Origin of the sequence: Pseudomonas sp. LS.1a, from assembly GCF_022533585.1 — a bacterium.
GTDB lineage: Bacteria > Pseudomonadota > Gammaproteobacteria > Pseudomonadales > Pseudomonadaceae > Aquipseudomonas.
The window spans coordinates 1,234,167-1,260,480 of record NZ_CP092827.1; the positions used below are offsets into that span (position 1 = coordinate 1,234,167).

Genomic DNA, 26,314 nt, shown 5'->3' on the forward strand with positions numbered 1-26,314 from the left:
GGCTGGGCATGATGCCAGCCCGCTGAACATCATTCGGAGATGGATATGACAGCGCTCTACATGATTATCGGCACCCTCGTAGCCCTGGGTGTGCTGGTCACTTTCCATGAGTTCGGCCACTTCTGGGTGGCGCGCCGCTGCGGTGTCAAGGTGCTGCGCTTCTCGGTGGGCTTCGGTACGCCGCTGCTGCGCTGGCATGACCGCCATGGCACCGAATTCGTGATCGCGGCGATCCCGCTGGGTGGTTACGTCAAGATGCTCGACGAGCGCGAGGGCGACGTGCCGTCGGCGCTGGTCGGCCAGTCGTTCAACCGCAAGTCCGTGCGCCAGCGTATCGCGATCGTCGCGGCGGGCCCGGTTGCCAACTTCCTGCTGGCCATCCTGTTCTTCTGGGTGCTGGCGATGCTGGGTACCCAGCAGGTCCGCCCGGTGATCGGTGCAGTCGAGGCTGGCAGCCTGGCAGCATCTGCAGGCCTGACCGCAGGTCAGGAAATCGTCTCCATCGACGGCAAGCCGACCAATGGTTGGTCCGCGGTCAATCTGCAGCTGGTCCGCCGTCTGGGCGAGAGCGGCACCTTGCAGGTTGGCGTGCGTGAAGAAGGTGCCAGTGCCGAGCGCCAACTGCAGGTGAAGCTGGATAACTGGCTCAAGGGTGCCGACGAACCGGACCCGATCCAGTCGCTTGGGCTGCAGCCTTGGCGCCCGGCGATCGTGCCGGTGTTGGCCGAGATCGATCCGAAGGGCCCGGCTGCCGCTGCAGGCCTGAAAACCGGTGACAGGCTGCTGGCCCTCGATGGCGTGGCCGTGAACGAATGGCAGCAGGTGGTCGATGCCGTGCGGGCCCGCCCGCAAGCCAAGGTGGTGGTGCGTGTCGAGCGCGATGGTGCTGCGCTGGAGGTACCGGTCACCCTGGCGCGCAAGGGCGAGGGCAAGGCTGCCGGCGGCTATCTGGGTGCCGGGGTAAAAGGTGGCGAATGGCCTGCCAACATGCTCCGCGAAGTCAGCTACGGCCCGCTGGATGCGGTGGGTGAGGGGCTGTCACGTACCTGGAACATGAGCGTCCTGACCCTTGAATCGCTGAAGAAAATGCTGTTCGGGGAGCTCTCGGTAAAAAACTTGAGTGGACCGATAACCATTGCTAAAGTGGCGGGCGCTTCAGCCCAGTCCGGCGTGGGGGATTTCCTGAATTTCCTGGCCTACCTGAGCATAAGCCTGGGGGTTCTTAACCTGCTGCCCATCCCGGTTCTGGATGGGGGGCATTTGCTGTTTTACCTGGTCGAGTGGGCGCGCGGTCGTCCGCTGTCGGATCGGGTGCAAGGTTGGGGGGTCCAGATCGGTATCAGTTTGGTCATAGGGGTGATGTTGCTCGCCCTGATCAACGATCTGGGTCGACTATAAAGCTTCGCTCAATTGCGAAACCTGCCGTCTTGTCGCGGCGGGCTGTTTATTGCCAGTTGGAATAAAAGGACTTCATGAAACGTCTGCTGCTAACTGCGGTCATGTCCGCACTGATGATCGCTGAAGTTCACGCCGAGTCCTTCACCATCTCCGATATCCGCGTCAACGGCCTGCAGCGGGTTTCCGCCGGCAGCGTCTTCGGTGCCTTGCCGCTGAACGTCGGCGACCAGGCCGATGACCGCCGCCTGGTGGAGTCGACCCGTTCCCTGTTCAAGACTGGCTTCTTCCAGGACATCCAGCTGAACCGCGATGGCAATGTGCTGATCATCAACGTGGTCGAGCGCCCGTCGGTGTCGAGCATCGAGATCGAAGGCAACAAGGCGATCAGCACCGAAGACCTGATGAAGGGCCTGAAGCAATCTGGCCTGGCCGAAGGCGAGATCTTCCAGCGTGCCACCCTCGAAGGTGTGCGTAACGAGCTGCAGCGCCAGTACGTGGCCCAGGGCCGCTACTCGGCCGAGGTCGACGCCGAAGTGGTGCCGCAGCCACGCAACCGCGTGGCGCTGAAGATCAAGATCAATGAAGGTACCGTCGCCGCCATCCAGCATATCAACATCGTTGGCAACAACGTGTTCGACGACGAGACCCTGGCGCAGCTGTTCGAGCTGAAGACCACCAACTGGCTGTCGTTCTTCAAGAACGACGACAAGTACGCCCGCGAAAAGCTCTCCGGTGACCTGGAACGTCTGCGTTCCTACTACCTGGACCGTGGCTACATCAACATGGACATCGCTTCCACCCAGGTGTCCATCACGCCAGACAAGAAACACGTCTACATCACCGTCAACATCAACGAAGGCGAGAAGTACACCGTTCGCGACGTGAAGCTGTCCGGTGATTTGAAAGTGCCGGAAGACCAGGTCAAGTCGCTGCTGCTGGTGCAGCCTGGCCAGGTGTTCTCGCGCAAGGTGATGACCAGCACTTCCGAACTGATCACCCGTCGCCTGGGTAACGAAGGCTACACCTTCGCCAACGTCAACGGCGTGCCGCAGCCGAACGATGAAGACCACACCGTCGACATCATGTTCGTGGTCGACCCGGGCAAGCGTGCCTACGTCAACCGCATCAACTATCGCGGCAACACCAAGACCGAAGACGAAGTGCTGCGTCGCGAAATGCGCCAGATGGAAGGCGGCTGGGCTTCGACCTACCTGATCGACCAGTCCAAGACTCGTCTGGAGCGCCTGGGCTTCTTCAAGGAAGTCAACGTCGAGACCCCGCCGGTGCCGGGCACCGACGACCAGGTCGACGTCAACTACAGCGTCGAAGAGCAGGCCTCCGGCTCGATCACCGCCAGCGTCGGTTTCGCCCAGAGTGCCGGCCTGATCCTCGGTGGTTCGATCAGCCAGAGCAACTTCCTCGGTACCGGTAACAAGGTGTCCATCGGCCTGACCCGTTCGGAATACCAGACCCGCTACAACTTCGGCTTCGTTGACCCCTACTTCACTGCCGATGGCGTGAGCCTGGGCTACAACGCCTTCTATCGCAGCACCGACTACGACGACCTTGACGTCGACGTGGCCAGCTACGCGGTGGACAGCTACGGTGCCGGCGTCAGCCTGGGCTACCCGATCAGCGAGACCTCGCGCCTGACCTATGGCCTGAGCGTACAGCAGGACAAGATCAAGACCGGCAAGTACACCGTCGACGAGATCTTCGACTTCCTGGAGCAGGAAGGCGATAACTTCCTGAACTTCAAGGCCTCGATCGGCTGGTCCGAATCGACCCTGAACAAAGGCGTGCTGGCCACCCGTGGCCACTCGCAAAGTCTGACCCTGGAATCGACCATTCCGGGCAGCGACCTGTCGTTCTACAAGCTCGACTACCGCGGCCAGCTGTTCAAGCCGATCACCAATGACTACACCCTGCGTCTGCACACCGAGCTGGGCTATGGTGATGGCTATGGCAGCACCTCGGGCCTGCCGTTCTACGAGAACTACTTCGCGGGTGGCTTCAACTCGGTCCGTGGCTTCAAGGACAGCAGCCTGGGCCCACGCAGTACCCCGAGCGACGGTACTCGACCGGGCACTCTTCGCGACCCGGATCAGGATCCGTTGCCGTTCGGTGGCAACGTGCTGGTGCAGGGTGGTGTCGAGTTGCTGTTCCCGCTGCCGTTCGTCAAGGACCAGCGTTCGTTGCGCACCTCCGTGTTCTGGGATGTGGGTAATGTGTTCGACACCAATTGCGGCAACCAGCCTGATTGCGAGAAGGTCGGTTTCTCGGGCATGGCCAGTTCGGTCGGCCTGGGCGTGACCTGGATTACTGCACTGGGCCCGCTGAGCTTCAGCCTGGCGATGCCGGTCAAGAAGCCGGACGATGCCGACACCCAGGTGTTCCAATTCTCTCTGGGCCAGACCTTCTGAGGTCGGCCCTCGCTTAATGACAACGGTTTATCCAGGAGTGCATCGTGCGTAAGTTGACTCAACTGGCCGTAGTGGCCGCGGCGCTGGTCGCCACCCCGGCTTTCGCCGAAATGAAGGTTGCCGTCCTGAACTATCAGATGGCCCTGCTGGAATCGGATGCCGCCAAGAAATACGCGGTAGATGCCGAGAAGAAGTTCGGCCCGCAACTGACCAAGCTGAAAAGCCTGGAAAGCAGCGCCAAAGGCATTCAGGACCGTCTGATCAAGGGCGGCGACAAGATGCAGCAACAGGAGCGTGAGCGCCTGGAGCTCGAGTTCAAGCAGAAGGCCCGTGACTTCCAGTTCCAGTCCAAGGAGCTGAACGAAGCCAAGGCCGTTGCCGACCGCGACATGCTCAAGCAGTTGAAGCCGAAGCTGGATGGCGCTGTCGAGGAAGTGATCAAGAAAGGCGGTTACGACCTGGTCCTCGAGCGTGGCGCGGTTATCGATGTCAAGCCTCAGTACGACATCACCCGCCAAGTCATCGAGCGCATGAACCAAGCCCGTTGATATGACCGTGACCATGACGCTAGGCCAGTTGGCCGAGGCCCTCGGCGCCACCCTCAAGGGGCCCGAGGCGCTGCAGATTACCGGGCTGGCCACCTTGCAGGAGGCTGGCCCCGGTCAGTTGAGCTTCCTCGCCAACCCGCAGTACCGCAAATTCCTGGATAACAGCCAGGCGGCCGCGGTGCTGCTGAAGGCGGCGGATGCCGAAGGCTTTGCCGGCAATGCGCTGATCGTCGCTGATCCTTATCTGGCCTACGCACGTATTTCCCACCTGTTCGACCCCAAACCCAAGGCTGTGGCGGGTATTCATCCCAGCGCCGTGGTTGCCGAGGACGCGCAGGTGGATGCCAGTGCCAGCATCGGGCCGTTCGCGGTCATCGAAAGCGGTGCGCGCATCGGGGCCAATGTCAGCGTGGGTGCGCACTGCGTGGTCGGTGCTCGTTGCGTGATAGGTGAGGGCGGCTGGCTGGCTCCGCGGGTCACCCTGTACCATGATGTGACCATCGGCAAGCGTGTGGTCATCCAGTCGGGTGCGGTGATTGGCGGTGAAGGCTTCGGCTTCGCCAACGAGAAGGGCGTATGGCGCAAGATTGCCCAGATCGGTGGCGTGACCATCGGCGATGACGTCGAAATCGGCGTCAACACCGCGGTCGATCGTGGTGCGCTGTCGGACACGCGGATCGCTGACGGGGTCAAGCTCGACAACCAGATCCAGATCGCCCACAACGTGCAGATCGGCGAGCACACGGCCATGGCTGCCTGCGTCGGGATTTCCGGCAGCACGCGCATCGGCAAGCATTGCACCATTGCCGGCGGTGTCGGCATGGTGGGTCATATCGATGTCTGTGATAACGTTTTCGTGTCCGGGATGACCATGGTGACCCGTTCGATCACCGAACCGGGTGCCTATTCTTCCGGCACTGCCATGCAGCCACTGGCTGAGTGGCGCAAGAGCGCCGCGCGTATCCGCCACCTGGACGACATGGCCAAGCGTCTCCAGCAGCTGGAAAAACGCGTCGATACCGTGACCTCAGGTGGCCAGCCGGCATCAGAAGGCTGATACCATTCCCTGAGCAAGAGTGAACAGTCGCTAGCTGGCTCCTCTTTGGACTGCAAAAGGAGCGTGTGGTCAGCACCTGCGCTCCCTATTCTTATTACAGGCTTCCCCCCCGAAATGATGGACATCAACGAGATTCGCGAATACCTGCCTCACCGTTACCCGTTCCTGCTGGTGGACCGCGTGACGGATCTGGACTACGAGGCCCAGAGCATTCGTGCCTACAAGAATGTCAGCATCAACGAGCCGTTCTTCAACGGCCATTTCCCGGCGCACCCGATCATGCCGGGCGTTCTGATCATCGAAGCCATGGCCCAGGCCGCCGGTATCCTCGGTTTCAAGATGCTTGACGCCAAGCCGGCCGATGGCACCCTGTACTACTTCGTCGGCTCCGACAAGCTGCGTTTCCGTCAGCCGGTACTGCCGGGTGACCAGTTGGTGCTGGAAGCCAAGTTCCTCAGCCGCAAGAGCATGATCTGGAAATTCGAGTGCCGCGCCCTGGTCGACGGCAAGCCGGTTTGCTCGGCGGAAATCACCTGTGCGGAACGCTCCCTATGAATTCGATTGATCCTCGGGCCATTATCGACCCCTCGGCCAAGCTGGCCGACGGTGTCGAGGTCGGCCCCTGGTCGATCGTTGGCCCCGATGTGGAAATCGGGGAGGGCACCGTTATCGGCCCGCATGTTGTGCTCAAAGGGCCGACCCGCATCGGCAGGCACAACCGTATCTTTCAGTTTTCCTCGATCGGCGAAGACACCCCGGACCTCAAGTACAAGGGTGAGCCGACGCGCCTGGTGATCGGTGACCACAATGTGATCCGCGAAGGGGTGACCATTCACCGTGGCACCGTCCAGGACCGCTCGGAAACCACCGTGGGCGACCACAACCTGATCATGGCCTATGCCCACATTGGCCACGACAGCGTCATCGGCAACCACTGCATCCTGGTCAACAACACGGCCCTGGCCGGCCATGTGCATGTGGGCGACTGGGCGATCCTGTCCGGCTACACCCTGGTGCACCAGTACTGCCATATCGGTGCCCACGCGTTTTCGGGCATGGGCACGGCGATCGGCAAGGATGTCCCGGCCTTCGTCACCGTGTTCGGCAGCCCGGCCGAAGCCCGCAGCATGAACTTCGAAGGCATGCGTCGCCGGGGGTTCAGCGACGAGGTGATCCACGTACTGCGCCGTTGCTACAAGATCGTCTATCGCCAGGGCCTGACCGTCGAGGACGCGCTCAAGGAGCTGGAGGAACTGGCTGCGAAGCACCCAGAGGTCGAGCTGTTCCGTCAGTCGATCGTGAACTCCGCCCGCGGTATCACCCGCTGACATGGCGCAGCTTTGCGTAGCCTTGGTCGCAGGTGAGGCCAGCGGCGACATTCTCGGTTCAGGTTTGATGCGTGCCCTCAAGGCACGCCACCCCGACGTACGGTTTATCGGCGTTGGCGGTCCCTTGATGGAAGCCGAGGGCATGCAATCCTACTTCCCCATGGAACGCCTCGCCGTCATGGGCCTGGTCGAAGTGCTGGGGCGTCTGCGTGAGTTGCTCAAGCGCCGCAAGCTGCTGATCGAGACCCTGATCGGCGAAAAGCCCGATGTGTTCATCGGCATCGATGCCCCCGACTTCACCCTCAACATCGAACTGAAACTGCGCCAGGCCGGGATCAAGACCGTGCACTACGTCAGCCCGTCGGTCTGGGCCTGGCGGCAGAAGCGTGTGCTGAAGATCCGCGAAGGCTGCGACCTGATGCTGACTTTGTTGCCATTCGAGGCGCGGTTCTATGAAGAGCAGGGCGTGCCGGTGCGCTTCGTCGGCCACCCATTGGCCGATACCATTCCGCTCGAAGCCGACCGCCCGGCGGCGCGTGCCGCACTGGGCCTGGGCGAAGGGCCGGTAGTCGCGTTGATGCCGGGTAGCCGGGGCGGCGAAGTTGGGCGCCTGGGGGCGCTGTTCCTGGATGCCGCCGAACGGTTGCGCCAGCAGGTGCCGGGCGTGCGTTTCGTGCTGCCCTGCGCCAATGCCGCGCGGCGTGCCCAGGTCGAGCAGATGCTCGCAGGGCGCGAGCTGCCGCTGACCCTGCTCGATGGCCAGTCGCACCAGGCCCTCGCGGCCTGTGACGCGGTGCTGATCGCCTCGGGTACCGCCACCCTCGAAGCGCTGCTGTACAAGCGGCCGATGGTGGTGGCCTATCGCCTGGCACCGCTGACGTACTGGATCCTCAAACGCCTGGTAAAGAGCCCCTACGTGTCGTTGCCGAACCTGCTGGCCCAGCGCGTGCTGGTACCCGAGCTGCTGCAGGACGACGCCACCAGTGAAGCCCTGGCCAACACCCTGGCGCCGCTGGTCGCCGATGGCAGCCAGCAGACCGAACGCTTCGACGAAATTCACCGCACCCTGCGCCGTGACGCCTCCAACCAGGCGGCCGAGGCGGTACTGGCCTTGCTCAAGGACCGCTGACATGCAAATTGGACTGGACTTCAACCTGGTCGAAGACCTGGTCGCCGGCGTCGACGAAGTGGGCCGTGGCCCGCTGTGCGGCGCGGTGGTGACCGCGGCGGTGATCCTCGACCCGGCACGGCCGATCCTTGGCCTGAACGATTCGAAGAAACTCACCGAAGCCAAGCGCGAGGCGCTGTTCGACGAGATCTGCGAAAAGGCCCTGAGTTTCTGCATCGCCCGCGCCGAGGTCGAGGAAATAGACCGCCTGAACATCCTGCAAGCCACCATGCTGGCCATGCAGCGCGCCGTGGAAGGCCTGCACATTACACCGAAGCTGGCCCTGATCGACGGTAACCGCTGCCCGAAGCTGGCCGTACCGGCGTCGCCGGTGGTCAAGGGCGATAGCCAGGTGCCGGCCATCGCGGCGGCGTCGATCCTGGCCAAGGTGACCCGTGACCGGGAGATGAGCGCATTCGAGCTGATCTACCCGGGGTATGGCATTGGTGGGCACAAGGGCTACCCGACCCCGGTGCACCTTGAGGCGCTGGCGCGATTGGGGCCAACGCCCATTCATCGGCGTTCCTTTGCCCCGGTGCGGGCAGCGTGGGATGCGCGTGAAGGTGTCACCGACTCCCTGATCTGACCTATGGGGCCGCCTTGCGGCCCTTCGCGGGCACGCCCGCTCCCACAGGTATAGCGCCGTTCCTGAGGGCGATGATATCCCTGTGGGAGCGGGCGTGCCCGCGAAGGGCTGCGAAGCAGCCCAAAAAACATCCCCATTTAAGCTACAATCCCGCCCTTGTCGTTCAGCACTGCTACAGGATCTTCCATGTCGGTTCCCTTCGTTCACCTGCGCGTCCACTCCGAATTCTCGCTGGTCGACGGCCTGGTGCGGATCAAGCCGCTGGCCAAGGCGCTGGCCGGGATGAACATGCCGGCGGTGGCGATCACCGACCAGAGCAACATGTGCTCGCTGGTAAAGTTCTACAAGACCGCCATGGGCGCGGGCATCAAGCCGATCTGCGGCGCCGACCTGTGGCTGGCTGGTGCCGATCCGGAAGCACCGCTGTCGCGTATCTGCTTCCTGGCCATGAACCCCAAGGGCTACCGCAACCTCACCGAGCTGATCTCGCGCGGTTGGACCGACGGCCAGCGCAACGGCCTGGTCATCCTCCAGCGTGAATGGATTGCCCCTGCCAGCGAGGGCCTGATCGCCCTGTCCGCAGGCAAGGAAGGTGACATCGGCATGGCCCTGCTGGCCGGCAAGGACGATGAAGCCGAGGCCCTGCTGCAGGACTGGATGGCAATGTTCCCCGAGCGCTTCTATGTCGAAGTGCAGCGCACCAACCGCGCCCGCGACGAGGAATATGTGCACGCTGCCGTGGCCCTGGCGGACAAGCTCGGCGCCCCGCTGGTTGCGACCAACGACGTGCGTTTCATCAAGCAGTCGGACTTCGACGCCCACGAAACCCGCGTGTGCATCGGCGAGGGCTGGACCCTCGACGACCCGCGTCGGCCAAGGATGTACAGTGACCAGCAGTACCTGAAGTCAGCCGAGGAAATGACCGAGCTGTTCAGTGACCTGCCCGACGCCATCGCCAACACCGTCGAGATCGCCAAGCGCTGCAACATCCAGGTGCAGCTGGGCAAGTACTTCCTGCCCGACTTCCCCACGCCCAACGGCATGGGCATCGATGACTACCTGCGGCATGTGTCCCACGAAGGCCTGGAAGAGCGCCTGGCGGTGCTGTGGCCGAAAGAGACCACGCCCAATTACGAAGAGAAGCGCCAGGTCTACCTGGACCGCCTGAAGTTCGAGCTGGACATCATCATCCAGATGGGCTTCCCCGGTTACTTCCTGATCGTTATGGACTTCATCAAGTGGGCCAAGAATAACGGCGTGCCAGTCGGCCCGGGCCGGGGGTCGGGTGCCGGCTCGCTGGTGGCCTACGTGCTGAAGATCACCGACCTCGACCCGCTGGCCTACGACCTGCTGTTCGAGCGCTTCCTCAACCCTGAACGTATTTCCATGCCCGACTTCGACGTCGACTTCTGCATGGATGGCCGTGACCGGGTGATCGATTACGTGGCCGAAGCCTATGGCCGTAACGCGGTCAGCCAGATCATCACCTTCGGTACCATGGCGGCGAAGGCGGTGGTGCGTGACGTGGCGCGGGTGCAGGGCAAGTCCTACGGCCTGGCCGACCGCCTGTCGAAGATGATCCCGTTCGAAGTGGGCATGACCCTGGAGAAGGCCTACGAGCAGGAAGAAATCCTGCGTGACTTCCTCAAGGGCGACGAAGACGCCCGCGAAATCTGGGACATGGCCCTGAAGCTCGAGGGCGTGACGCGCGGTACCGGCAAGCACGCCGGTGGTGTGGTGATCGCCCCGACCAAGCTCACCGACTTCTCGCCGATCGCCTGTGACGAAGAGGGTGGCGGCCTGGTAACCCAGTTCGACAAGGATGACGTCGAGGCCGCCGGCCTGGTGAAGTTCGACTTCCTCGGCCTGCGGACCCTGACCATCATCAAGTGGGCGATGGAGATCATCAACCGCGAGCAGGCCAAGAAGAACCTGCCCGACGTCAACATCGACTTCATCCCGCTGGACGATCGCAAGACCTACGAGTTGTTGCAGAAGGCTGAAACCACGGCGGTGTTCCAGCTTGAATCGCGCGGCATGAAGGAGCTGATCAAGAAGCTCAAGCCCGACTGCCTGGAAGACCTGATCGCACTGGTGGCTCTGTTCCGCCCGGGCCCGCTGCAGTCGGGCATGGTGGACGACTTCATCAACCGCAAGCACGGCCGCGCCGAGCTGGCGTACCCGCACCCGGACTACCAGTACGAAGGCCTGAAGCCGGTACTGGCGCCCACCTACGGCATCATCCTGTACCAGGAACAGGTGATGCAGATTGCCCAGGTGATGGCTGGTTACACCCTCGGCGGCGCCGACATGCTGCGCCGTGCGATGGGTAAGAAAAAGCCCGAGGAGATGGCCAAGCAACGTGGTGGTTTCATCGAAGGTTGTGCCAACAACAATATCGATGCGGACCTGGCCGGTAACATCTTCGACCTGGTGGAAAAGTTCGCCGGCTACGGCTTCAACAAATCCCACTCCGCCGCCTATGGCCTGGTGTCTTACCAGACGGCCTGGCTGAAGACCCACCACCCGGCGGCGTTCATGGCCGCCGTACTCTCGGCGGACATGCACAACACCGACAAGGTGGTGGTGCTGGTCGAGGAAGTGCGCAGCATGAAGCTGCGCCTCGATGCGCCGGACGTGAACTTCTCCGACTTCAAGTTCACCGTCAACAACGACGGCCGCATCGTCTATGGCCTGGGGGCGATCAAGGGTGTCGGTGAGGGCCCGGTGGAAGCGATCGTCGAGGCTCGCGCCCAGGGCGGCCCGTTCAAGGACCTGTTCGATTTCTGCGAACGCATCGACCTGAAACGGGTCAACAAGCGTACCCTCGACGCGCTGATCCGCAGTGGTGCGCTTGACCGCCTGGGCCCGCACTTCCATGACGAGATCAAGGCCTACCATGCCAACATCGACCTCAACCGTGCCACCTTGCTGTCGGCGCTGGGCGAGGCCATCAAGGCCGCCGAGCAGGCGGCGCATACCGCTGACAGTGGCCACGTCGACCTGTTCGGCGGCATGTTCGACGAGGTGGATGCCGACGTTTACGCCAACCACCGCAAGGTGCGCGAGCTGACCCTCAAGGAACGCCTGAAGGGCGAGAAGGACACCCTTGGCCTGTACCTCACCGGCCACCCGATCGACGAGTACGAGACCGAGATCCGCCGCTTCGCCCGCCAGCGCATTATCGACCTCAAGCCGTCACGCGATACCCAGACCATCGCCGGCATGATCATTGCCCTGCGGGTGATGAAGAACAAGAAGGGCGACAAGATGGGCTTCGTCACCCTCGATGACCGCTCCGGGCGCATTGAGGCGTCGCTGTTTGCCGATGCCTTCATGGCGGCACAGTCCTTGCTGCAGACCGATGCCATGGTGGTGGTAGAAGGCGAGGTCAGCAACGACGACTTCTCCGGTGGCCTGCGCCTGCGGGTGAAGCAGGTGATGACCATGGAAGACGCGCGCACCAAGCTGGCCGAGAGCCTGCGCCTGAAGGTGGCGCACGAAGCGCTCAAGGGCGACCGGCTGAAGTGGCTGGGCGAGCTGATTACCCGCCATCGCGGCGCTTGCCCGATCACCCTCGAGTACACCGGCAGCGACGCCAAGGCCATGCTGCAGTTCGGTGAGCAGTGGGCCATCGACCCGGCCGATGGGCTGATTCAGGCGCTGCGTGACCAGTTCGGGCGTGAGAACGTCTTCCTGCAATATCGTTGAACCGACAAAAAATTTAATCTCGACCTGAATGCGCCTGATCCCTTAAGGTATGGCGCCAAACGGATCAACCGGCCGGCCGCCTGGCCGTAGACCCAAGACGGATGACTATGAACCCGAATTTTCTCGATTTCGAACAGCCGATTGCCGACCTGCAAGCCAAGATCGAAGGCCTGCGCCTGGTAGGCAACGACAACTCGCTGAACATCAGCGATGAAATTGCCCGTCTGCAAGACAAGAGCAACACCCTGACCGAAAGCATCTTCGGCAACCTGACCAGCTGGCAGATCGCCCGCCTGGCCCGTCATCCGCGTCGTCCTTACACCCTGGACTACCTGGAGCACATCTTCACCGAGTTCGAAGAACTGCATGGTGACCGCCACTTCGCCGACGATGCCGCCATCGTTGGTGGTACCGCGCGCCTGGATGGCAAGCCGGTCATGGTCATCGGCCACCAGAAGGGCCGCGAAGTGCGCGAGAAGGTACGCCGCAACTTCGGCATGCCGCGCCCTGAAGGCTACCGCAAGGCCTGCCGCCTGATGGAAATGGCCGAGCGATTCAAGATGCCGATCCTGACCTTCATCGACACCCCGGGCGCCTACCCGGGCATCGACGCCGAAGAGCGCAACCAGAGCGAGGCCATCGCCTGGAACCTGCGCGTGATGGCACGTCTGAAAACCCCGATCATCGCCACCGTGATCGGTGAGGGTGGTTCCGGCGGTGCGCTGGCCATCGGTGTGTGCGACCAGTTGAACATGCTGCAGTACTCCACCTACTCGGTGATCTCGCCGGAAGGCTGCGCCTCGATCCTGTGGAAGACCGCCGACAAGGCCGCTGACGCGGCCGAGGCCATGGGCATCACTGCCGAGCGCCTGAAGAGCCTGAACATCGTCGACAAGGTCATCCAGGAGCCGCTGGGCGGCGCCCACCGTGACCCGGCGAAGATGTCGGAAAGCATTCGTGCCGACCTGGTACAGCAGCTGGACATGCTCGGCAAGCTCGACCACGACGCGCTGCTGGCCCGTCGTTACGATCGCCTGATGAGCTACGGTATCTGATAGATCCCTGGGGCCGCTCTGCGGCCCTTGTGGGAGCGGGTTCACCCGCGAAGAAGGCGACGCGGTGCATGGCACCGGCTGCGCCGGTGTTCGCGGGTAAACCCGCTCCCACAGGGTTCTCGGTTTTCTCAAGCCATGTGAGGCCCTAATGATCAACCTCACCCCCTGGCTCAACGCCCCGACCTGGTACATCGCCTTCTCCGGCGGCCTCGACTCCACCGTCCTCCTGCACCTGCTGGCCGATTACGCCCGCAGTCACGCATCGCCTCCACTGCGCGCCATCCACGTCCACCACGGCCTGCAAAGCGCCGCCGACGCCTGGCCCGCCCACTGCCAGACCGTCTGCGACAAGCTCGGCATCGAACTCCAGGTCGTCCACGTCCAGGTCACTCCCGGCGCCAGCCTCGAACAGGCCGCCCGCGACGCCCGCTATGCCGCTTTCAAACAAGCCCTCGGTCCAGGCGATATCCTGTTCACCGGCCAGCACCGCGACGACCAGGCCGAAACCCTGCTGTTCCGCCTGCTGCGCGGCGCCGGCCTGCGTGGCCTGGCAGCAATGCCGGGGCAGCGGGTGCTAGGGCAGGGCAGCCTGGTCAGGCCATTGCTGGGCTGCTCCCGCCAGCAACTGCAGGACTACGCCCAGGCTAATGGGCTGGCCTGGATTGAAGATCCGTCAAACGCCGACACACAATTTGCCCGCAACTACCTGCGTGGCGAAGTGTTTCCGCTACTTCAGCAGCGTTGGCCGCAAGCCAGCCAGAATTTCGCCCGCGCCGCCGAGCACCTGGGCGAAGCCCTGGGCCTGCTGGACGAACTGGCCCAGGACGATCTGGCGCTTGCCGGGGAGGGCGCACCGGTGGCCTGGTCGGAGCTGGATTCCCTCGACCTGGCTACCCTGGTGGCGCTGTCGCCGGCCCGTCAGCGCAATGCCCTGCAACACTGGCTGAGCCGGCGCACCCGCCTGCCCGACACCCGGCACTGGGCAGGCTGGGCGGACCTGCGCGATGCCGCCGCCGATGCCCGGCCCGTCTGGCAGCTTGCCGATGGGCAACTGCTACGCAGCCATGGGCGCATCTGGTGGTTGAGCGGCGACTGGCTGCAGTTGCCCGCCGGCGAACTGGCCTGGGCCAATCCCGCCGAGCCTTTGCTGTTACCGGGCAACGGCAGCGTGCGTCTTGCTGGCGCAGTGCCGCTGGACGGCCTGCGCATTGCCTACCGCCAGGGCGGTGAAGTGCTGGACCTCCCCGGCCGCGGCCGGCGCGACCTCAAGCGCCTGCTCAACGAGCTGCAGGTGCCGTTCTTCCTGCGTCCGCGCCTGCCATTGCTGTACCAGGGCGAGCGCCTGCTGGCGGTGGCCAACCTGCCCGGGCGGGTGCAGGCGGATTGCCAGCTGTATTGGCAGTTGCCGACGAACGCGCAAGGTTTGAGCTGAAGGGTACATTCGGGTAGACTACCCTCCCTTCTTGATACAGCTTCTGTGGGTTCCGCGAAAACACAGGAGTTGCCGATTACCAAGCAGTTTTTTGCTGGGCTGATTCTTAAAATGACGAGCGAGCTCCATGCCGGGGATACCCCTGGTCTGTACAGACGCGGCAGTTTTTCGAGATGCACTGTGATTGACGCAGGTGATCGGGGGCTTCGGCCTTCCTTCGCTTTCTCCGGCGGCGCTGGCCGCCTTAACGCAGACTTCTAGGGTTTTTCATGACGCGCTACATATTCGTCACGGGCGGTGTTGTTTCTTCATTGGGGAAAGGCATTGCCTCGGCTTCCCTGGCGGCCATCCTGGAAGCGCGGGGCCTGAAGGTCACCATGCTCAAGCTGGATCCGTACATCAACGTCGATCCGGGCACCATGAGCCCGTTCCAGCACGGTGAAGTGTTCGTCACCCACGATGGCGCCGAGACCGACCTCGACCTGGGCCACTACGAGCGGTTCATCCGCACCACCATGACCCAGAACAACAACTTCACCACCGGCCGCATCTACGAGCACGTACTGCGCAAGGAGCGTCGTGGTGACTATCTGGGCGCGACCATCCAGGTCATCCCGCACATCACCGACGAAATCAAGCGTCGCATCATCAAGGGCGCCGGCGATGCCGACGTGGCCCTGGTGGAAATCGGCGGTACCGTGGGTGACATCGAGTCGCAGCCGTTCCTCGAGGCCATCCGCCAGCTGCGCGTCGAAGTGGGCTCCAAGCGCGCCATGCTGATGCACCTGACGCTGGTCCCTTACATCGCCACCGCTGGCGAGACCAAGACCAAGCCGACCCAGCACTCGGTCAAGGAGCTGCGCTCCATCGGCCTGCAGCCTGACGTGCTGATCTGCCGCTCCGACCACCCGGTCGATGCCTCGTCGCGTCGCAAGATCGCGCTGTTCACCAACGTTGAAGAGCGTGCGGTGATTTCGCTGGAAGACGTCGACACCATCTACAAGATCCCGGGCGTGCTGCACGCACAGGGCCTGGACGACTTCGTCGTCGAGCGCTTCGGCCTGCAGTGCAACGGCGCCGATCTGTCCGAGTGGGACAAGGTGGTCGATGCCAAGCTCAACCCTGAGCACGAAGTGACCATCGCCATGGTCGGCAAGTACATGGAGCTGCTGGATGCGTACAAGTCGCTGATCGAAGCGATGAGCCACGCCGGCATCACCAACCGCACCAAGGTCAACCTGCGCTACATCGACTCGGAAGACATCGAGAACCAGGGCACCAGCCTGCTCGAAGGCGCCGATGCCATCCTGGTGCCGGGCGGTTTCGGCCTGCGCGGTGTGGAAGGCAAGATCACCGCGGTGCAATACGCCCGTGAGAACAAGGTGCCGTACCTGGGTATCTGCCTGGGCATGCAGGTGGCCGTGATCGAATTCGCCCGTAACGTGATGGGCTGGAAAGACGCCAACTCCACCGAGTTCGACCGCAACAGCGGCCACCCGGTAGTCGGCCTGATCACCGAGTGGGCCGATGCCACCGGTGCCGTCGAGACCCGCAGCGAAGCCTCCGACCTGGGTGGCACCATGCGCCTGGGCGCACAGGACTGCCAGCTGGCCGCCGGTTCCAAGGTGCACGATTGCTACGGCAAGGACGTGATCACCGAGCGTCACCGTCACCGCTACGAAGTGAACAACAACCTGCTGCCGCAACTGATCGATGCCGGCCTGGTGGTTTCCGGCCGTTCCGAAGACGGCGCGCTGGTGGAAGTGGTCGAGTCCAAGGACCACCCATGGTTCGTCGCTTGCCAGTTCCACCCGGAATTCACCTCGACCCCGCGTGACGGCCACCCGCTGTTCAGCGGTTTCGTCAAGGCAGCCCTGGCTCAGAAGAACAAGGCCTGATCAATGACCCAGAAGATCATTCGCGTCGGTAACATCGAGATCGCCAACGACAAGCCGTTCGTCCTGTTCGGCGGCATGAACGTCCTGGAGTCCCGTGACCTGGCAATGAAGGTCTGCGAAGAGTACGTGCGGGTGACCGAGAAACTCGGTATCCCGTACGTGTTCAAGGCCAGCTTCGACAAGGCCAACCGTTCGTCGGTGACGTCCTACCGGGGCCCGGGCATGGAAGAAGGGCTGAAGATCTTCGAAGAGATCAAGCGCACCTTCAATGTGCCGGTCATCACCGACGTGCACGAGCCTTACCAGGCCGAGCCGGTAGCCAAGGTGTGCGACATCATCCAGCTGCCGGCCTTCCTGTCGCGGCAGACCGACCTGGTAGTGGCCATGGCCAAGACCGGCGCGGTGATCAACATCAAGAAGGCCCAGTTCCTCGCGCCCCAGGAAATGAAACACATCCTGACCAAGTGCGAAGAGGCCGGTAATGACCAGTTGATCCTCTGCGAGCGTGGTTCTAGCTTCGGCTACAACAACCTGGTGGTGGACATGCTCGGCTTCGGCATCATGAAGCAGTTCGAGTACCCGGTGTTCTTCGACGTGACCCATGCCCTGCAGATGCCGGGTGGTCGCGCCGATTCCGCCGGGGGGCGCCGCGCCCAGGTCACCGACCTGGCCAAGGCCGGCATGAGCCAGGGCCTGGCCGGGCTGTTCCTCGAAGCCCACCCCGATCCGGACAACGCCAAGTGCGATGGCCCATGCGCCCTGCGCCTGGACAAACTGGAGCCGTTCCTGGCCCAGCTCAAGCAACTGGACGACCTGGTGAAAAGTTTTCCGACGGTAGAAACCGCGTAAAGCTCGATTCTCGGGTAAAGTACCGTCCGATCCACCCCTGACCAGTCGGTCAGGGGTTCCCTTCACCCGGCCTGCCCACTGCAAGTCCGCCCGGTGAACGGCAAGAATTTCCTAAGCTAAGTTGTTTTCGTCAATTCTGGAGTGCTTACAACAATGGCAAAAATCGTCGACATCAAAGGTCGTGAAGTTCTCGATTCGCGTGGCAACCCCACCGTGGAAGCCGATGTACTGCTCGACAACGGCATCATCGGCAGCGCTTGCGCGCCGTCCGGTGCTTCCACTGGCTCGCGCGAAGCGCTGGAGCTGCGTGATGGCGACAAGAGCCGTTACCTGGGCAAGGGCGTGCTGAAGGCCGTCGCCAACATCAACGGCCCGATCCGTGACCTGCTGCTGGGCAAGGACCCTGCCGACCAGAAGGCCCTGGACCGCGCCATGATCGAGCTGGACGGTACCGAGAACAAGGCCAAGCTGGGCGCCAACGCCATCCTGGCCGTTTCCCTGGCTGCCGCCAAGGCCGCTGCCCAGGACCAGGACCTGCCGCTGTACGCGCACATCGCCAACCTGAACGGCACCCCGGGCCAGTACTCGATGCCGGTACCGATGATGAACATCATCAACGGTGGCGAGCACGCCGACAACAACGTCGACATCCAGGAGTTCATGGTTCAGCCGGTTGGCGCCAAGACCTTCTCCGACGGCCTGCGCATGGGTACCGAAATCTTCCACCACCTCAAAGCCGTGCTGAAGGCCCGTGGCCTGAACACCGCCGTGGGTGACGAGGGTGGTTTCGCCCCTAACCTGGCTTCCAACGAAGACGCCCTGGGTGCCATCGCCGAAGCCGTTGAAAAAGCCGGCTACAAGCTGGGCACCGACGTGACCCTGGCCCTGGACTGCGCGGCTTCCGAGTTCTACGAAGACGGCAAGTACAACCTGTCCGGCGAAGGCAAGTCGTTCGACGCAGAAGGTTTCGCCGAGTACCTGAAAGGCCTGACCGAGCGCTTCCCGATCATCTCGATCGAAGACGGCCTGGACGAGTCCGACTGGGCTGGCTGGAAGATCCTCACCGACAAGATCGGCGCCAAGGTGCAGCTGGTTGGCGACGACCTGTTCGTGACCAACACCAAGATCCTCAAGGAAGGCATCGAGAAGGGCATCGGTAACTCGATCCTGATCAAGTTCAACCAGATCGGCTCGCTGACCGAAACCCTGGAAGCCATCCAGATGGCCAAGGCTGCAGGCTACACCGCGGTGATCTCGCACCGTTCCGGTGAAACCGAAGACTCGACCATTGCCGACCTGGCCGTGGGTACCGCTGCTGGCCAGATCAAGACTGGCTCGCTGTGCCGTTCCGACCGCGTTTCCAAGTACAACCAGCTGCTGCGCATCGAAGAGCAACTGGGTGCCAAAGCGGTTTACCGCGGTCGTGCCGAGTTTCGCGGCTAAGCAAGAGATGGTAAAAAGACAGCAGCCGGAGTTGTAGGAACGTTCGTACTGATCTTTCCTACATTCCAACGGGTTTCTGTCGACGAAGCCTGGCCTCGGCCAGGCTTCGTGCTATTCAAGGCCCCGAAGTAAAAAGTACCCGGCAGCCTTTTTAACCTGGATAACGTGATGCGCAGTCCCTATTGGTTGTTCCTCGTCCTGCTCCTGCTGCTGGGTGGCCTGCAATACCGCCTGTGGGTGGGTAACGGCAGCCTGGCGCAAGTGACCGAGCTGAAGCAGCAGATTGCCGAGCAGCATGCCGAAAACGAGCGCTTGCTCGAGCGCAACCGCGTGCTCGATGCCGAAGTGCTGGAGCTGAAAAAAGGCATGGAGACCGTTGAAGAACGGGCTCGCCACGAATTGGGAATGGTCAAAGAGGGCGAAACCCTCTTCCAGTTGCCACAAAAATGATCGAAACGTTACCGGCCTTCTGGGCCGTGATTCCTGCTGCGGGCGTAGGTGCCCGCATGGCTGCCGACCGCCCCAAGCAGTACCTGGAGCTGGCCGGGCAGACTATTCTCGAGCACAGCCTCGACTGTTTTCTTGGCCACCCGATGCTCAAGGGCGTGGTGGTCAGTATTGCCGAAGACGACCCGTACTGGCCTGGCCTGCGCTGCGCCAGCGACCCGCGCATCCAGCGCGCAGCGGGTGGCCGCGAGCGTGCCGATTCGGTGCTCAATGCCTTGCTGATGCTGCATGCCCAAGGGGCAGCGGACAGCGACTGGGTGCTGGTGCACGACGCCGCGCGACCGAACCTGGCGCGCAGTGATCTGGACAAGCTGTTGTCGGCGCTGGCGGACGACCCGGTGGGTGGCCTGCTGGCGGTGCCGGCGCGCGATACCCTCAAGCGGGCCAATGCCGATGGCCGGGTGGGCGCTACCGTAGACCGCAGCACCATCTGGCAGGCCTATACGCCGCAGATGTTCCGCCTGGGGGCTTTGCATCGGGCGCTGGCCGAATGCCTGGTGTCGGATGTGCCGGTGACCGACGAGTCCTCTGCCATCGAGTGGTCCGGCCAGGCGCCGCGGCTGGTCGAAGGGCGCAGCGACAACATCAAGGTGACCCGGCCGGAAGACCTGGAGTGGTTGCGCCAGCGTTGGGCAGGGCGCCGCTGAATTTCTTGCTCCTGTGCCGGCCTCTTCGCGGGTAAACCCGCTCCCACAGGTACAGCGCAAACCTGAAGGGATGTGCGATACCTGTGGGAGCGGGTTTACCCGCGAAGAGGCCGGTCCAGCCAACACGCCGCTTCAGCCTTGCCGATACTCCGGCAACCCCGCCAATCCTTCCTTCAGGTAATCCACCAACCGCCGCACCTTCGGCGACAGGTGCCGCTGCTGCGGATACAGCGCCCACACCGCCGTGTTCGGCGGTTGGTGCGCCTCCAGCAACGACACCAGCGCGCCACTGTTCAGGTGCTCCAGCACGTAATAATCCGGCAACTGGCACAGCCCCATCCCCTGCAGCGCCGCATCCAGCACCGCCTGCCCGCTGTTGCAGCGCCAGTTGCCCTGCACGCGCTGGCTGATCTCACGGCCGTCCTGCAGTAGTGCCCACAAGTCCGAACTGCCCACCAGGCAATTGTGCCGCGCCAGTTCCGACAGGCTGTGTGGCCGACCATATCGTTCCAGGTAGGCCGGTGAGGCGCACAGGTACATGCGCCGAGGCGCCAGGCGGGTTGCTACCAGTCGCGAGTCGGCCAGCCGGCCCAGGCGGATGGCCAGGTCCATGCCTTCATGCACCAGGTCGAGGGTGTGGTTGCTCAGTTCCACATCCACCCGCAACTGCGGGTACAGCGCCATGAACCGCGTCACCAGCGGCACGATGAAGCGCTCGCCATAGGCCACCGCGCAGGTCATGCGCAGCAACCCCTTGGGTTCGCTGGCCAGGTCGCCCATGGCGCGCAGGGCTTCCTCGCGGCCATCCTGCAGACGCTGGCAGTGTTGCAGGAATGTCTGCCCGGCCTCGCTCAGGGTCACCCGCCGAGTACTGCGGTACAGCAGGCGCGTCTGCAGCCGTTCTTCCAGCCGGGCGATCTGCCGGCTGATGTGCGACGAGGAAACCCCCAGGCGCTCGGCGGCCGCGGTGAACTGGCCCGACTCGGCCACGGCGACGAATTCGTCGATGCCTTCCCAGCGGCTGCTCATTGATTATCCCTGCATGGCAATAATGTTTTGTCTTTGCCCGGATTATTCATCAAATGGCGGTGAATTACACTGCCAGACTGAATCGACCCTCTGTCTGGAGACCTTTGATGATCAAGTCCCGTGCTGCCGTAGCCTTCGAGGCCAAGAAACCCCTGGAAATCGTCGAAGTCGACGTGGCCATGCCCAAGGCCGGTGAAGTGCTGCTGCGCGTGGTCGCCAGCGGTGTCTGCCATACCGACGCCTACACCCTGTCCGGCGCCGACCCGGAGGGTATCTTCCCGTCGATCCTCGGCCACGAAGGTGGTGCGATCGTCGAGGCAGTAGGCGAGGGCGTCACCTCGGTCGCCGTCGGTGACCACGTCATCCCGCTGTACACCCCGGAATGCGGCAAGTGCAAGTTCTGCCTCTCGGGCAAGACCAACCTGTGCCAGGCCATCCGCGCCACCCAGGGCAAGGGCCTGATGCCGGACGGCACCACGCGCTTCTCCTACAAGGGCCAGCAGCTGTTCCACTACATGGGTACCTCGACCTTCTCCGAGTACACCGTGCTGCCGGAAATCTCCGTGGCCAAGATCCAGAAAGAAGCGCCACTGGAAAAGGTCTGCCTGCTGGGCTGTGGCGTCACCACCGGTATCGGCGCGGTGCTCAACACCGCCAAGGTCAAGCCGGGTGACACCGTGGCCATCTTCGGCCTGGGCGGCATCGGCCTGTCGGCGGTGATCGGTGCGGTCAAGGCCAAGGCCTCGCGCATCATCGCCATCGACATCAACCCGGCCAAGTTCGAAATCGCCCGCCAGCTGGGTGCCACCGACTGCATCAACCCGAAAGACTACGACCGCCCGATCCAGGAAGTGATCGTCGACCTCACCGACGGCGGCGTGGACTTCTCCTTCGAGTGCATCGGCAACGTGCAGCTGATGCGTGCTGCGCTGGAATGCTGCCACAAGGGCTGGGGCGAGTCGGTGATCATCGGTGTGGCGGGTGCCGGTCAGGAAATCGCCACCCGTCCGTTCCAGCTGGTCACCGGCCGTGTATGGCGTGGTTCTGCGTTCGGCGGCGTGCGTGGCCGCAGCGAGCTGCCAAGCTACGTGGAAATGTCCGAGAAGGGCGAGATCCCGCTGGATACCTTCATCACCCACACCATGGGCCTGGAAGACATCAACAAGGCCTTCGACCTGATGCATGAAGGCAAGAGCATCCGCAGCGTGATCCACTTCTGAGGTTTGCCATGAGCCTGGATAACATCTCCTGCCAGAAGAGCTTCGGCGGCTGGCACAAGCGTTACCGGCATCACTCCAAGGTGCTGGGCTGCGACATGGTGTTCGCCGTCTACCTGCCGCCGCAGGCCGAACAGGGCGAGAAGCTGCCAGTGCTGTACTGGCTCAGCGGCCTCACCTGTACCGACGAGAACTTCATGCAGAAGGCCGGCGCCCAGCGCCTGGCCGCTGAGCTTGGGCTGATCATCGTCGCCCCCGACACCAGCCCGCGTGGCGAGCAGGTGCCGGGCGACCCGGACGGCGCCTGGGACTTCGGCCTGGGTGCCGGCTTCTACCTGAATGCCACTCAGCAGCCCTGGGCCCAGCACTACCGCATGCACGACTATGTGGTGGAGGAGTTGCCTGCGTTGATCGAGGCACACTTCCCCGCCTCGGGCGAGCGCAGCATCAGTGGCCACTCCATGGGTGGGCATGGCGCGCTGGTGTGCGCCTTGCGCAACCCGGGGCGCTACCGCTCGGTGTCGGCGTTCTCGCCGATCAGCAACCCCATGGATTGCCCGTGGGGCGAGAAAGCCTTCAGCCGCTACCTGGGTGAAGACCGTGCGCGCTGGCGCGAGTGGGATGCCAGCGTGCTGCTGGCCGAAACTCCGGCCGGCGAGTGCCCGCCATTGCTGGTGGACCAGGGCGACCGCGACGACTTCCTCGAGAAGCAACTCAAGCCTGAAGCCCTGGAGCAGGCGGCACGCAAAGGGGGGCATGAACTGATCTTGCGCCTGCAGCCTGGCTATGACCACAGCTACTACTTCATTGCCAGCTTCATCGAGGAGCATCTGCGTCATCATGCGGTGGCTTTGGGGCGGGTGTAAGGCGTAGCATCTTGGATGCCTGCAAGATCGAGCGCCGCCCGCGCGGCGCTCGATCCCACAGGCGCAGACAATGCGGTGCCAATCACCCCAGCCCCAATGCCTCAAAAGCAGGTAGAATCACGCCCTGACTCATTCAGGGCGTTTTTCTATGCGTATTGGCCACGGCTACGATGTGCACCGTTTCTGCGACGGTGATTTCATTACCCTGGGCGGGGTGCGTATCCCCCACAAATACGGCCTCCTGGCCCACTCCGACGGCGACGTACTGCTGCACGCCCTGAGCGATGCCTTGCTTGGCGCGGCAGCGCTGGGCGATATCGGCAAGCACTTCCCCGACACCGACCCGCAGTTCAAAGGTGCCGACAGCCGCGTGCTGCTGCGCCATGTGGTCGGCATCGTCCAGGCCAAGGGCTGGAAGGTCGGCAACGTCGACGCCACCATCGTCGCCCAGGCGCCGAAGATGGCCCCGCACATCGAAACCATGCGCCAGCTGATCGCCGAAGACCTGCAGGTCGAACTCGACCAGGTCAACGTCAAGGCTACCACCACCGAGAAGCTGGGCTTCACCGGCCGCGAGGAGGGCATCGCCGTGCATTCGGTAGCCCTGCTGCTACCCGCATGACCGAACTGGAACTGCTGGGCCCGCGCGCATCGGGCGAACCACTGGGTACCGCCGTCCTCAAGGCGGTGGCTGAAGATTTCCAGGTCGACGAAGTGCTGGACATCCCGCTGTCGGGCCAGGGCGAGCACCTGTGGCTGTGGGTCGAAAAGCGAGACCTGAACACCGAGGAGGCCGCCCGCCGCCTGGCCCGTGCCGCTGGCGTGCCGGTGCGCACGATCAGCTACGCCGGCCTCAAGGACCGCCAGGCCCTGACCCGCCAGTGGTTCAGCCTGCACCTGCCGGGCAAGGCCGACCCGGACCTGTCGCGTGCCGAGGATGCCAGCCTGCGCGTGCTCAAGCAGGTGCGCCACCAGCGCAAGCTGCAGCGCGGCGCGCATTCGGCCAACGGCTTCACGCTGCGCCTGACTGCCCTGGCTGCCGATCACCAGGCGGTGGATGCGCGCCTGGAACAGCTCAAACAGCACGGCGTGCCCAACTATTTCGGCACCCAGCGCTTCGGCCACGGTGGTGGCAACGTTCACGACGCCCTCGACTGGGCCGCACGCAAGGCCCTGCCCGAGCAGCGCAACGTGCGCTCGCGGCTGCTGTCGGCCGGGCGCAGCTACCTGTTCAACCAGCTGTTGGCGGCCCGTGTCGCCGATGGCAGCTGGGCGCGGGCCCAGGTGGGCGACCTGCTGGCGTTCACCGACAGCCGCAGCTTCTTCCCGGCGGGTGAGGCGGAATGTGCCGACCCGCGCCTGGCGATTCTCGACCTGCACCCGACCGGCCCGATGTGGGGCGCGGGCGATTCGCCGGCCGCTGGTGTCACTGCACAGTTGGAAAACGCCGTCGGCGCGCGTCAGCCGGCACTTTGCCAGTGGTTGACCCAGGCGGGCATGGATCACGAACGACGCATTCTGCGGCTCCCTATTGGCGGCCTTACGTGGCATTATCCCGAGCCTGATATCCTGCAACTGGAATTCGTCCTTCCGGCCGGATGCTTCGCCACCGTGGTGGTGCGCGAAGTCGTGGATCTGGTGTCGGCAGGGCAGACGGACAGCTCATGCGTATTCTGATTTCGAACGACGACGGTGTTACCGCACCCGGCATCGCCGCGCTGCACGCTGCACTGGCGGATTACGCCGAGTGCGTGGTGATTGCCCCGGATCAAGACAAGAGCGGCGCCAGCAGTTCGCTGACGCTGGACCGGCCACTGCACCCGCAGACCTTGGCCAACGGCTTCATCAGCCTCAACGGCACGCCGACCGACTGCGTGCACCTGGGGCTCAACGGGCTGTTGCCGCAGGCGCCGGACATGGTCGTGTCGGGGATCAACCTCGGTGCCAACCTGGGCGACGACGTGCTCTATTCGGGTACGGTCGCGGCCGCGTTGGAAGGCCGTTTCCTCGGCGGTACCTCACTGGCGTTTTCGCTGTTGTCGCGCCAGCCGGACAACCTGCCGACTGCGGCCCATATCGCTCGCCGCCTGGTCGAGGCGCAGTCGCGCCTGGCCTTGCCACCACGCACCGTACTCAACGTCAACATCCCCAACCTGCCGCTGGAGCACATTCGTGGCATCCAGCTCACCCGCCTCGGTCACCGGGCGCGGGCGGCGGCGCCGACCAAGGTGGTCAACCCGCGCGGCAAGGAAGGCTACTGGATCGCCGTGGCCGGGGATGCCGAGGACGGCGGCCCGGGCACCGACTTCCACGCGGTGATGCAAGGCTACGTATCGATTACTCCGCTGCAGCTCGACCGCACCTTCAGTGATGCCTTCGAGCAGCTCGACGGTTGGCTGGAGGGCCTGCTCTGATGCGCGAGGACGATATGCTGCGGCGTGGCATCGGCATGACCTCCCAGCGTACCCGGGAGAGGCTGATCCAGCGTTTGTGCGAAGAGGGCGTTTCGAACACCAAGGTGCTCGACGTGATCCGTCGTACCCCGCGCCACCTGTTCGTCGACGAGGCACTGGCGCATCGCGCCTACGAAGACACTGCGCTGCCGATCGGCCACAACCAGACCATCTCGCAACCGTTCATGGTTGCCCACATGAGCGAGCTGCTGCTCGAGGCCGGGCCGCTGGACAAGGTGCTGGAGATCGGCACCGGCTCGGGCTACCAGACGGCGATCCTGGCCCAGCTGGTCGAGCGGGTATTCTCGGTGGAGCGCATCAAGGTGCTGCAGGACCGGGCCAAGGAGCGCCTGGTGGAGCTGAACCTGCGCAACGTGGTGTTCCGCTGGGGCGACGGTTGCGAGGGCTGGCCGGCGCTGGCGCCGTACAACGGCATCATCGTCACCGCCGTGGCGCCGGAAGTGCCGCAGGCACTGCTCGACCAGCTGGCACCCGGTGGCCGTATGGTGATCCCGGTGGGGCCAGCCGGCGAAACCCAGCAACTGATGCTGATCGTGCGCGAGGAGCATGGATTCTCCCGTCGCGTGCTGGGGGCCGTGCGCTTCGTACCGCTGCTCAACGGTCCGCTGGCCTGAACACTGCGGGTTCGAGCTACGCGATATTTTTGCGCCAGCACCGAATTCTTGCAGCAGCGCCCTG

Annotated in this window: 23 protein-coding genes; 22 read left to right on the forward strand and 1 reads right to left on the reverse strand. The window is 63.5% G+C overall.

Annotated elements, in window-relative coordinates:
- Positions 1 to 45: 45 nt before the first annotated feature.
- From rseP to ispD, 16 genes are all read left to right on the forward strand, one after another.
- Positions 46 to 1,398, forward strand: a complete 1,353-nt coding sequence (rseP, locus tag MKK04_RS05715) for an RIP metalloprotease RseP (protein ID WP_233693940.1) — start codon at positions 46 to 48, stop codon at positions 1,396 to 1,398.
- Positions 1,399 to 1,472: 74 nt separating this feature from the next.
- On the forward strand, positions 1,473 to 3,821 hold the full coding sequence (gene bamA, locus MKK04_RS05720) for an outer membrane protein assembly factor BamA (RefSeq protein ID WP_233687944.1): 2,349 nt from the start codon (positions 1,473 to 1,475) through the stop codon (positions 3,819 to 3,821).
- 44 nt (positions 3,822 to 3,865) lie between these two features.
- Positions 3,866 to 4,369 carry an OmpH family outer membrane protein gene (locus MKK04_RS05725; protein ID WP_015269197.1) on the forward strand — a complete coding sequence of 168 codons (504 nt, stop codon included), beginning with the start codon at positions 3,866 to 3,868 and terminating at the stop codon, positions 4,367 to 4,369.
- Between the two features lies 1 nt (position 4,370).
- A complete protein-coding gene (gene lpxD / locus MKK04_RS05730) occupies positions 4,371 to 5,426 on the forward strand; it encodes a UDP-3-O-(3-hydroxymyristoyl)glucosamine N-acyltransferase (protein ID WP_207829443.1) in 1,056 nt (351 codons plus the stop codon).
- 114 nt (positions 5,427 to 5,540) lie between these two features.
- Positions 5,541 to 5,981, forward strand: a complete 441-nt coding sequence (fabZ, locus tag MKK04_RS05735; protein WP_028634990.1) for a 3-hydroxyacyl-ACP dehydratase FabZ — start codon at positions 5,541 to 5,543, stop codon at positions 5,979 to 5,981.
- A complete protein-coding gene (gene lpxA / locus MKK04_RS05740) occupies positions 5,978 to 6,754 on the forward strand; it encodes an acyl-ACP--UDP-N-acetylglucosamine O-acyltransferase (RefSeq protein WP_207829441.1) in 777 nt (258 codons plus the stop codon). Before fabZ ends, lpxA begins: the two co-directional genes overlap by 4 nt.
- A 1-nt stretch (position 6,755) precedes the next feature.
- Positions 6,756 to 7,883, forward strand: coding sequence for a lipid-A-disaccharide synthase (gene lpxB / locus MKK04_RS05745; protein WP_207829439.1), 1,128 nt, complete (start codon positions 6,756 to 6,758; stop codon positions 7,881 to 7,883).
- Between the two features lies 1 nt (position 7,884).
- Positions 7,885 to 8,508, forward strand: coding sequence for a ribonuclease HII (gene rnhB / locus MKK04_RS05750; protein WP_207829437.1), 624 nt, complete (start codon positions 7,885 to 7,887; stop codon positions 8,506 to 8,508).
- A gap of 186 nt (positions 8,509 to 8,694) precedes the next feature.
- On the forward strand, positions 8,695 to 12,219 hold the full coding sequence (gene dnaE / locus MKK04_RS05755; RefSeq protein ID WP_207829435.1) for a DNA polymerase III subunit alpha: 3,525 nt from the start codon (positions 8,695 to 8,697) through the stop codon (positions 12,217 to 12,219).
- A gap of 107 nt (positions 12,220 to 12,326) precedes the next feature.
- Positions 12,327 to 13,274 carry an acetyl-CoA carboxylase carboxyl transferase subunit alpha gene (accA, locus tag MKK04_RS05760; protein WP_087501407.1) on the forward strand — a complete coding sequence of 316 codons (948 nt, stop codon included), beginning with the start codon at positions 12,327 to 12,329 and terminating at the stop codon, positions 13,272 to 13,274.
- 148 nt (positions 13,275 to 13,422) lie between these two features.
- The gene (tilS, locus tag MKK04_RS05765; RefSeq protein WP_233687941.1) at positions 13,423 to 14,706 is read left to right on the forward strand and encodes a tRNA lysidine(34) synthetase TilS; all 1,284 of its coding nucleotides are present in this window, start codon (positions 13,423 to 13,425) and stop codon (positions 14,704 to 14,706) included.
- 269 nt (positions 14,707 to 14,975) lie between these two features.
- Complete coding sequence (locus MKK04_RS05770; RefSeq protein WP_004375437.1) at positions 14,976 to 16,604, forward strand: CTP synthase; 1,629 nt, start codon at positions 14,976 to 14,978, stop codon at positions 16,602 to 16,604.
- A gap of 3 nt (positions 16,605 to 16,607) precedes the next feature.
- Positions 16,608 to 17,453: a 3-deoxy-8-phosphooctulonate synthase gene (gene kdsA, locus MKK04_RS05775; RefSeq protein WP_025337985.1), complete on the forward strand. Its 846-nt coding sequence runs from the start codon at positions 16,608 to 16,610 to the stop codon at positions 17,451 to 17,453.
- 153 nt (positions 17,454 to 17,606) lie between these two features.
- Positions 17,607 to 18,896, forward strand: a complete 1,290-nt coding sequence (gene eno / locus MKK04_RS05780) for a phosphopyruvate hydratase (protein ID WP_013971266.1) — start codon at positions 17,607 to 17,609, stop codon at positions 18,894 to 18,896.
- Between the two features lie 168 nt (positions 18,897 to 19,064).
- Positions 19,065 to 19,346: a cell division protein FtsB gene (gene ftsB / locus MKK04_RS05785; protein WP_004375443.1), complete on the forward strand. Its 282-nt coding sequence runs from the start codon at positions 19,065 to 19,067 to the stop codon at positions 19,344 to 19,346.
- Positions 19,343 to 20,050 (forward strand): 2-C-methyl-D-erythritol 4-phosphate cytidylyltransferase, encoded by a 708-nt coding sequence (gene ispD, locus MKK04_RS05790; protein ID WP_241106330.1) that lies wholly within the window; start codon positions 19,343 to 19,345, stop codon positions 20,048 to 20,050. The genes ftsB and ispD overlap by 4 nt, the downstream gene beginning before the upstream one ends.
- A gap of 132 nt (positions 20,051 to 20,182) precedes the next feature.
- Here the strand turns inward: ispD and MKK04_RS05795 are convergent, their stop codons facing one another.
- On the reverse strand, positions 20,183 to 21,079 hold the full coding sequence (locus tag MKK04_RS05795) for a LysR substrate-binding domain-containing protein (protein WP_063911522.1): 897 nt from the start codon (positions 21,077 to 21,079) through the stop codon (positions 20,183 to 20,185).
- A gap of 107 nt (positions 21,080 to 21,186) precedes the next feature.
- Between MKK04_RS05795 and MKK04_RS05800 the strand changes: the two genes are divergently transcribed.
- The 6 genes from MKK04_RS05800 to MKK04_RS05825 all read left to right on the forward strand — a co-directional run bounded on the left by MKK04_RS05800 (position 21,187) and on the right by MKK04_RS05825 (position 26,250).
- The gene (locus MKK04_RS05800) at positions 21,187 to 22,299 is read left to right on the forward strand and encodes an S-(hydroxymethyl)glutathione dehydrogenase/class III alcohol dehydrogenase (protein WP_016712915.1); all 1,113 of its coding nucleotides are present in this window, start codon (positions 21,187 to 21,189) and stop codon (positions 22,297 to 22,299) included.
- A gap of 8 nt (positions 22,300 to 22,307) precedes the next feature.
- Positions 22,308 to 23,162: an S-formylglutathione hydrolase gene (fghA, locus tag MKK04_RS05805; protein ID WP_191471930.1), complete on the forward strand. Its 855-nt coding sequence runs from the start codon at positions 22,308 to 22,310 to the stop codon at positions 23,160 to 23,162.
- 148 nt (positions 23,163 to 23,310) lie between these two features.
- Positions 23,311 to 23,784, forward strand: a complete 474-nt coding sequence (gene ispF / locus MKK04_RS05810) for a 2-C-methyl-D-erythritol 2,4-cyclodiphosphate synthase (protein WP_159265991.1) — start codon at positions 23,311 to 23,313, stop codon at positions 23,782 to 23,784.
- Entirely contained in the window at positions 23,781 to 24,839 is a 1,059-nt protein-coding gene (gene truD, locus MKK04_RS05815; RefSeq protein WP_207829425.1) for a tRNA pseudouridine(13) synthase TruD, read from the forward strand. The genes ispF and truD overlap by 4 nt, the downstream gene beginning before the upstream one ends.
- Positions 24,827 to 25,576, forward strand: coding sequence for a 5'/3'-nucleotidase SurE (gene surE, locus MKK04_RS05820; protein ID WP_025337991.1), 750 nt, complete (start codon positions 24,827 to 24,829; stop codon positions 25,574 to 25,576). Before truD ends, surE begins: the two co-directional genes overlap by 13 nt.
- Before the next feature lie 35 nt (positions 25,577 to 25,611).
- Positions 25,612 to 26,250 carry a protein-L-isoaspartate(D-aspartate) O-methyltransferase gene (locus MKK04_RS05825; protein WP_015269209.1) on the forward strand — a complete coding sequence of 213 codons (639 nt, stop codon included), beginning with the start codon at positions 25,612 to 25,614 and terminating at the stop codon, positions 26,248 to 26,250.
- The last annotated feature ends 64 nt before the right edge of the window (positions 26,251 to 26,314 follow it).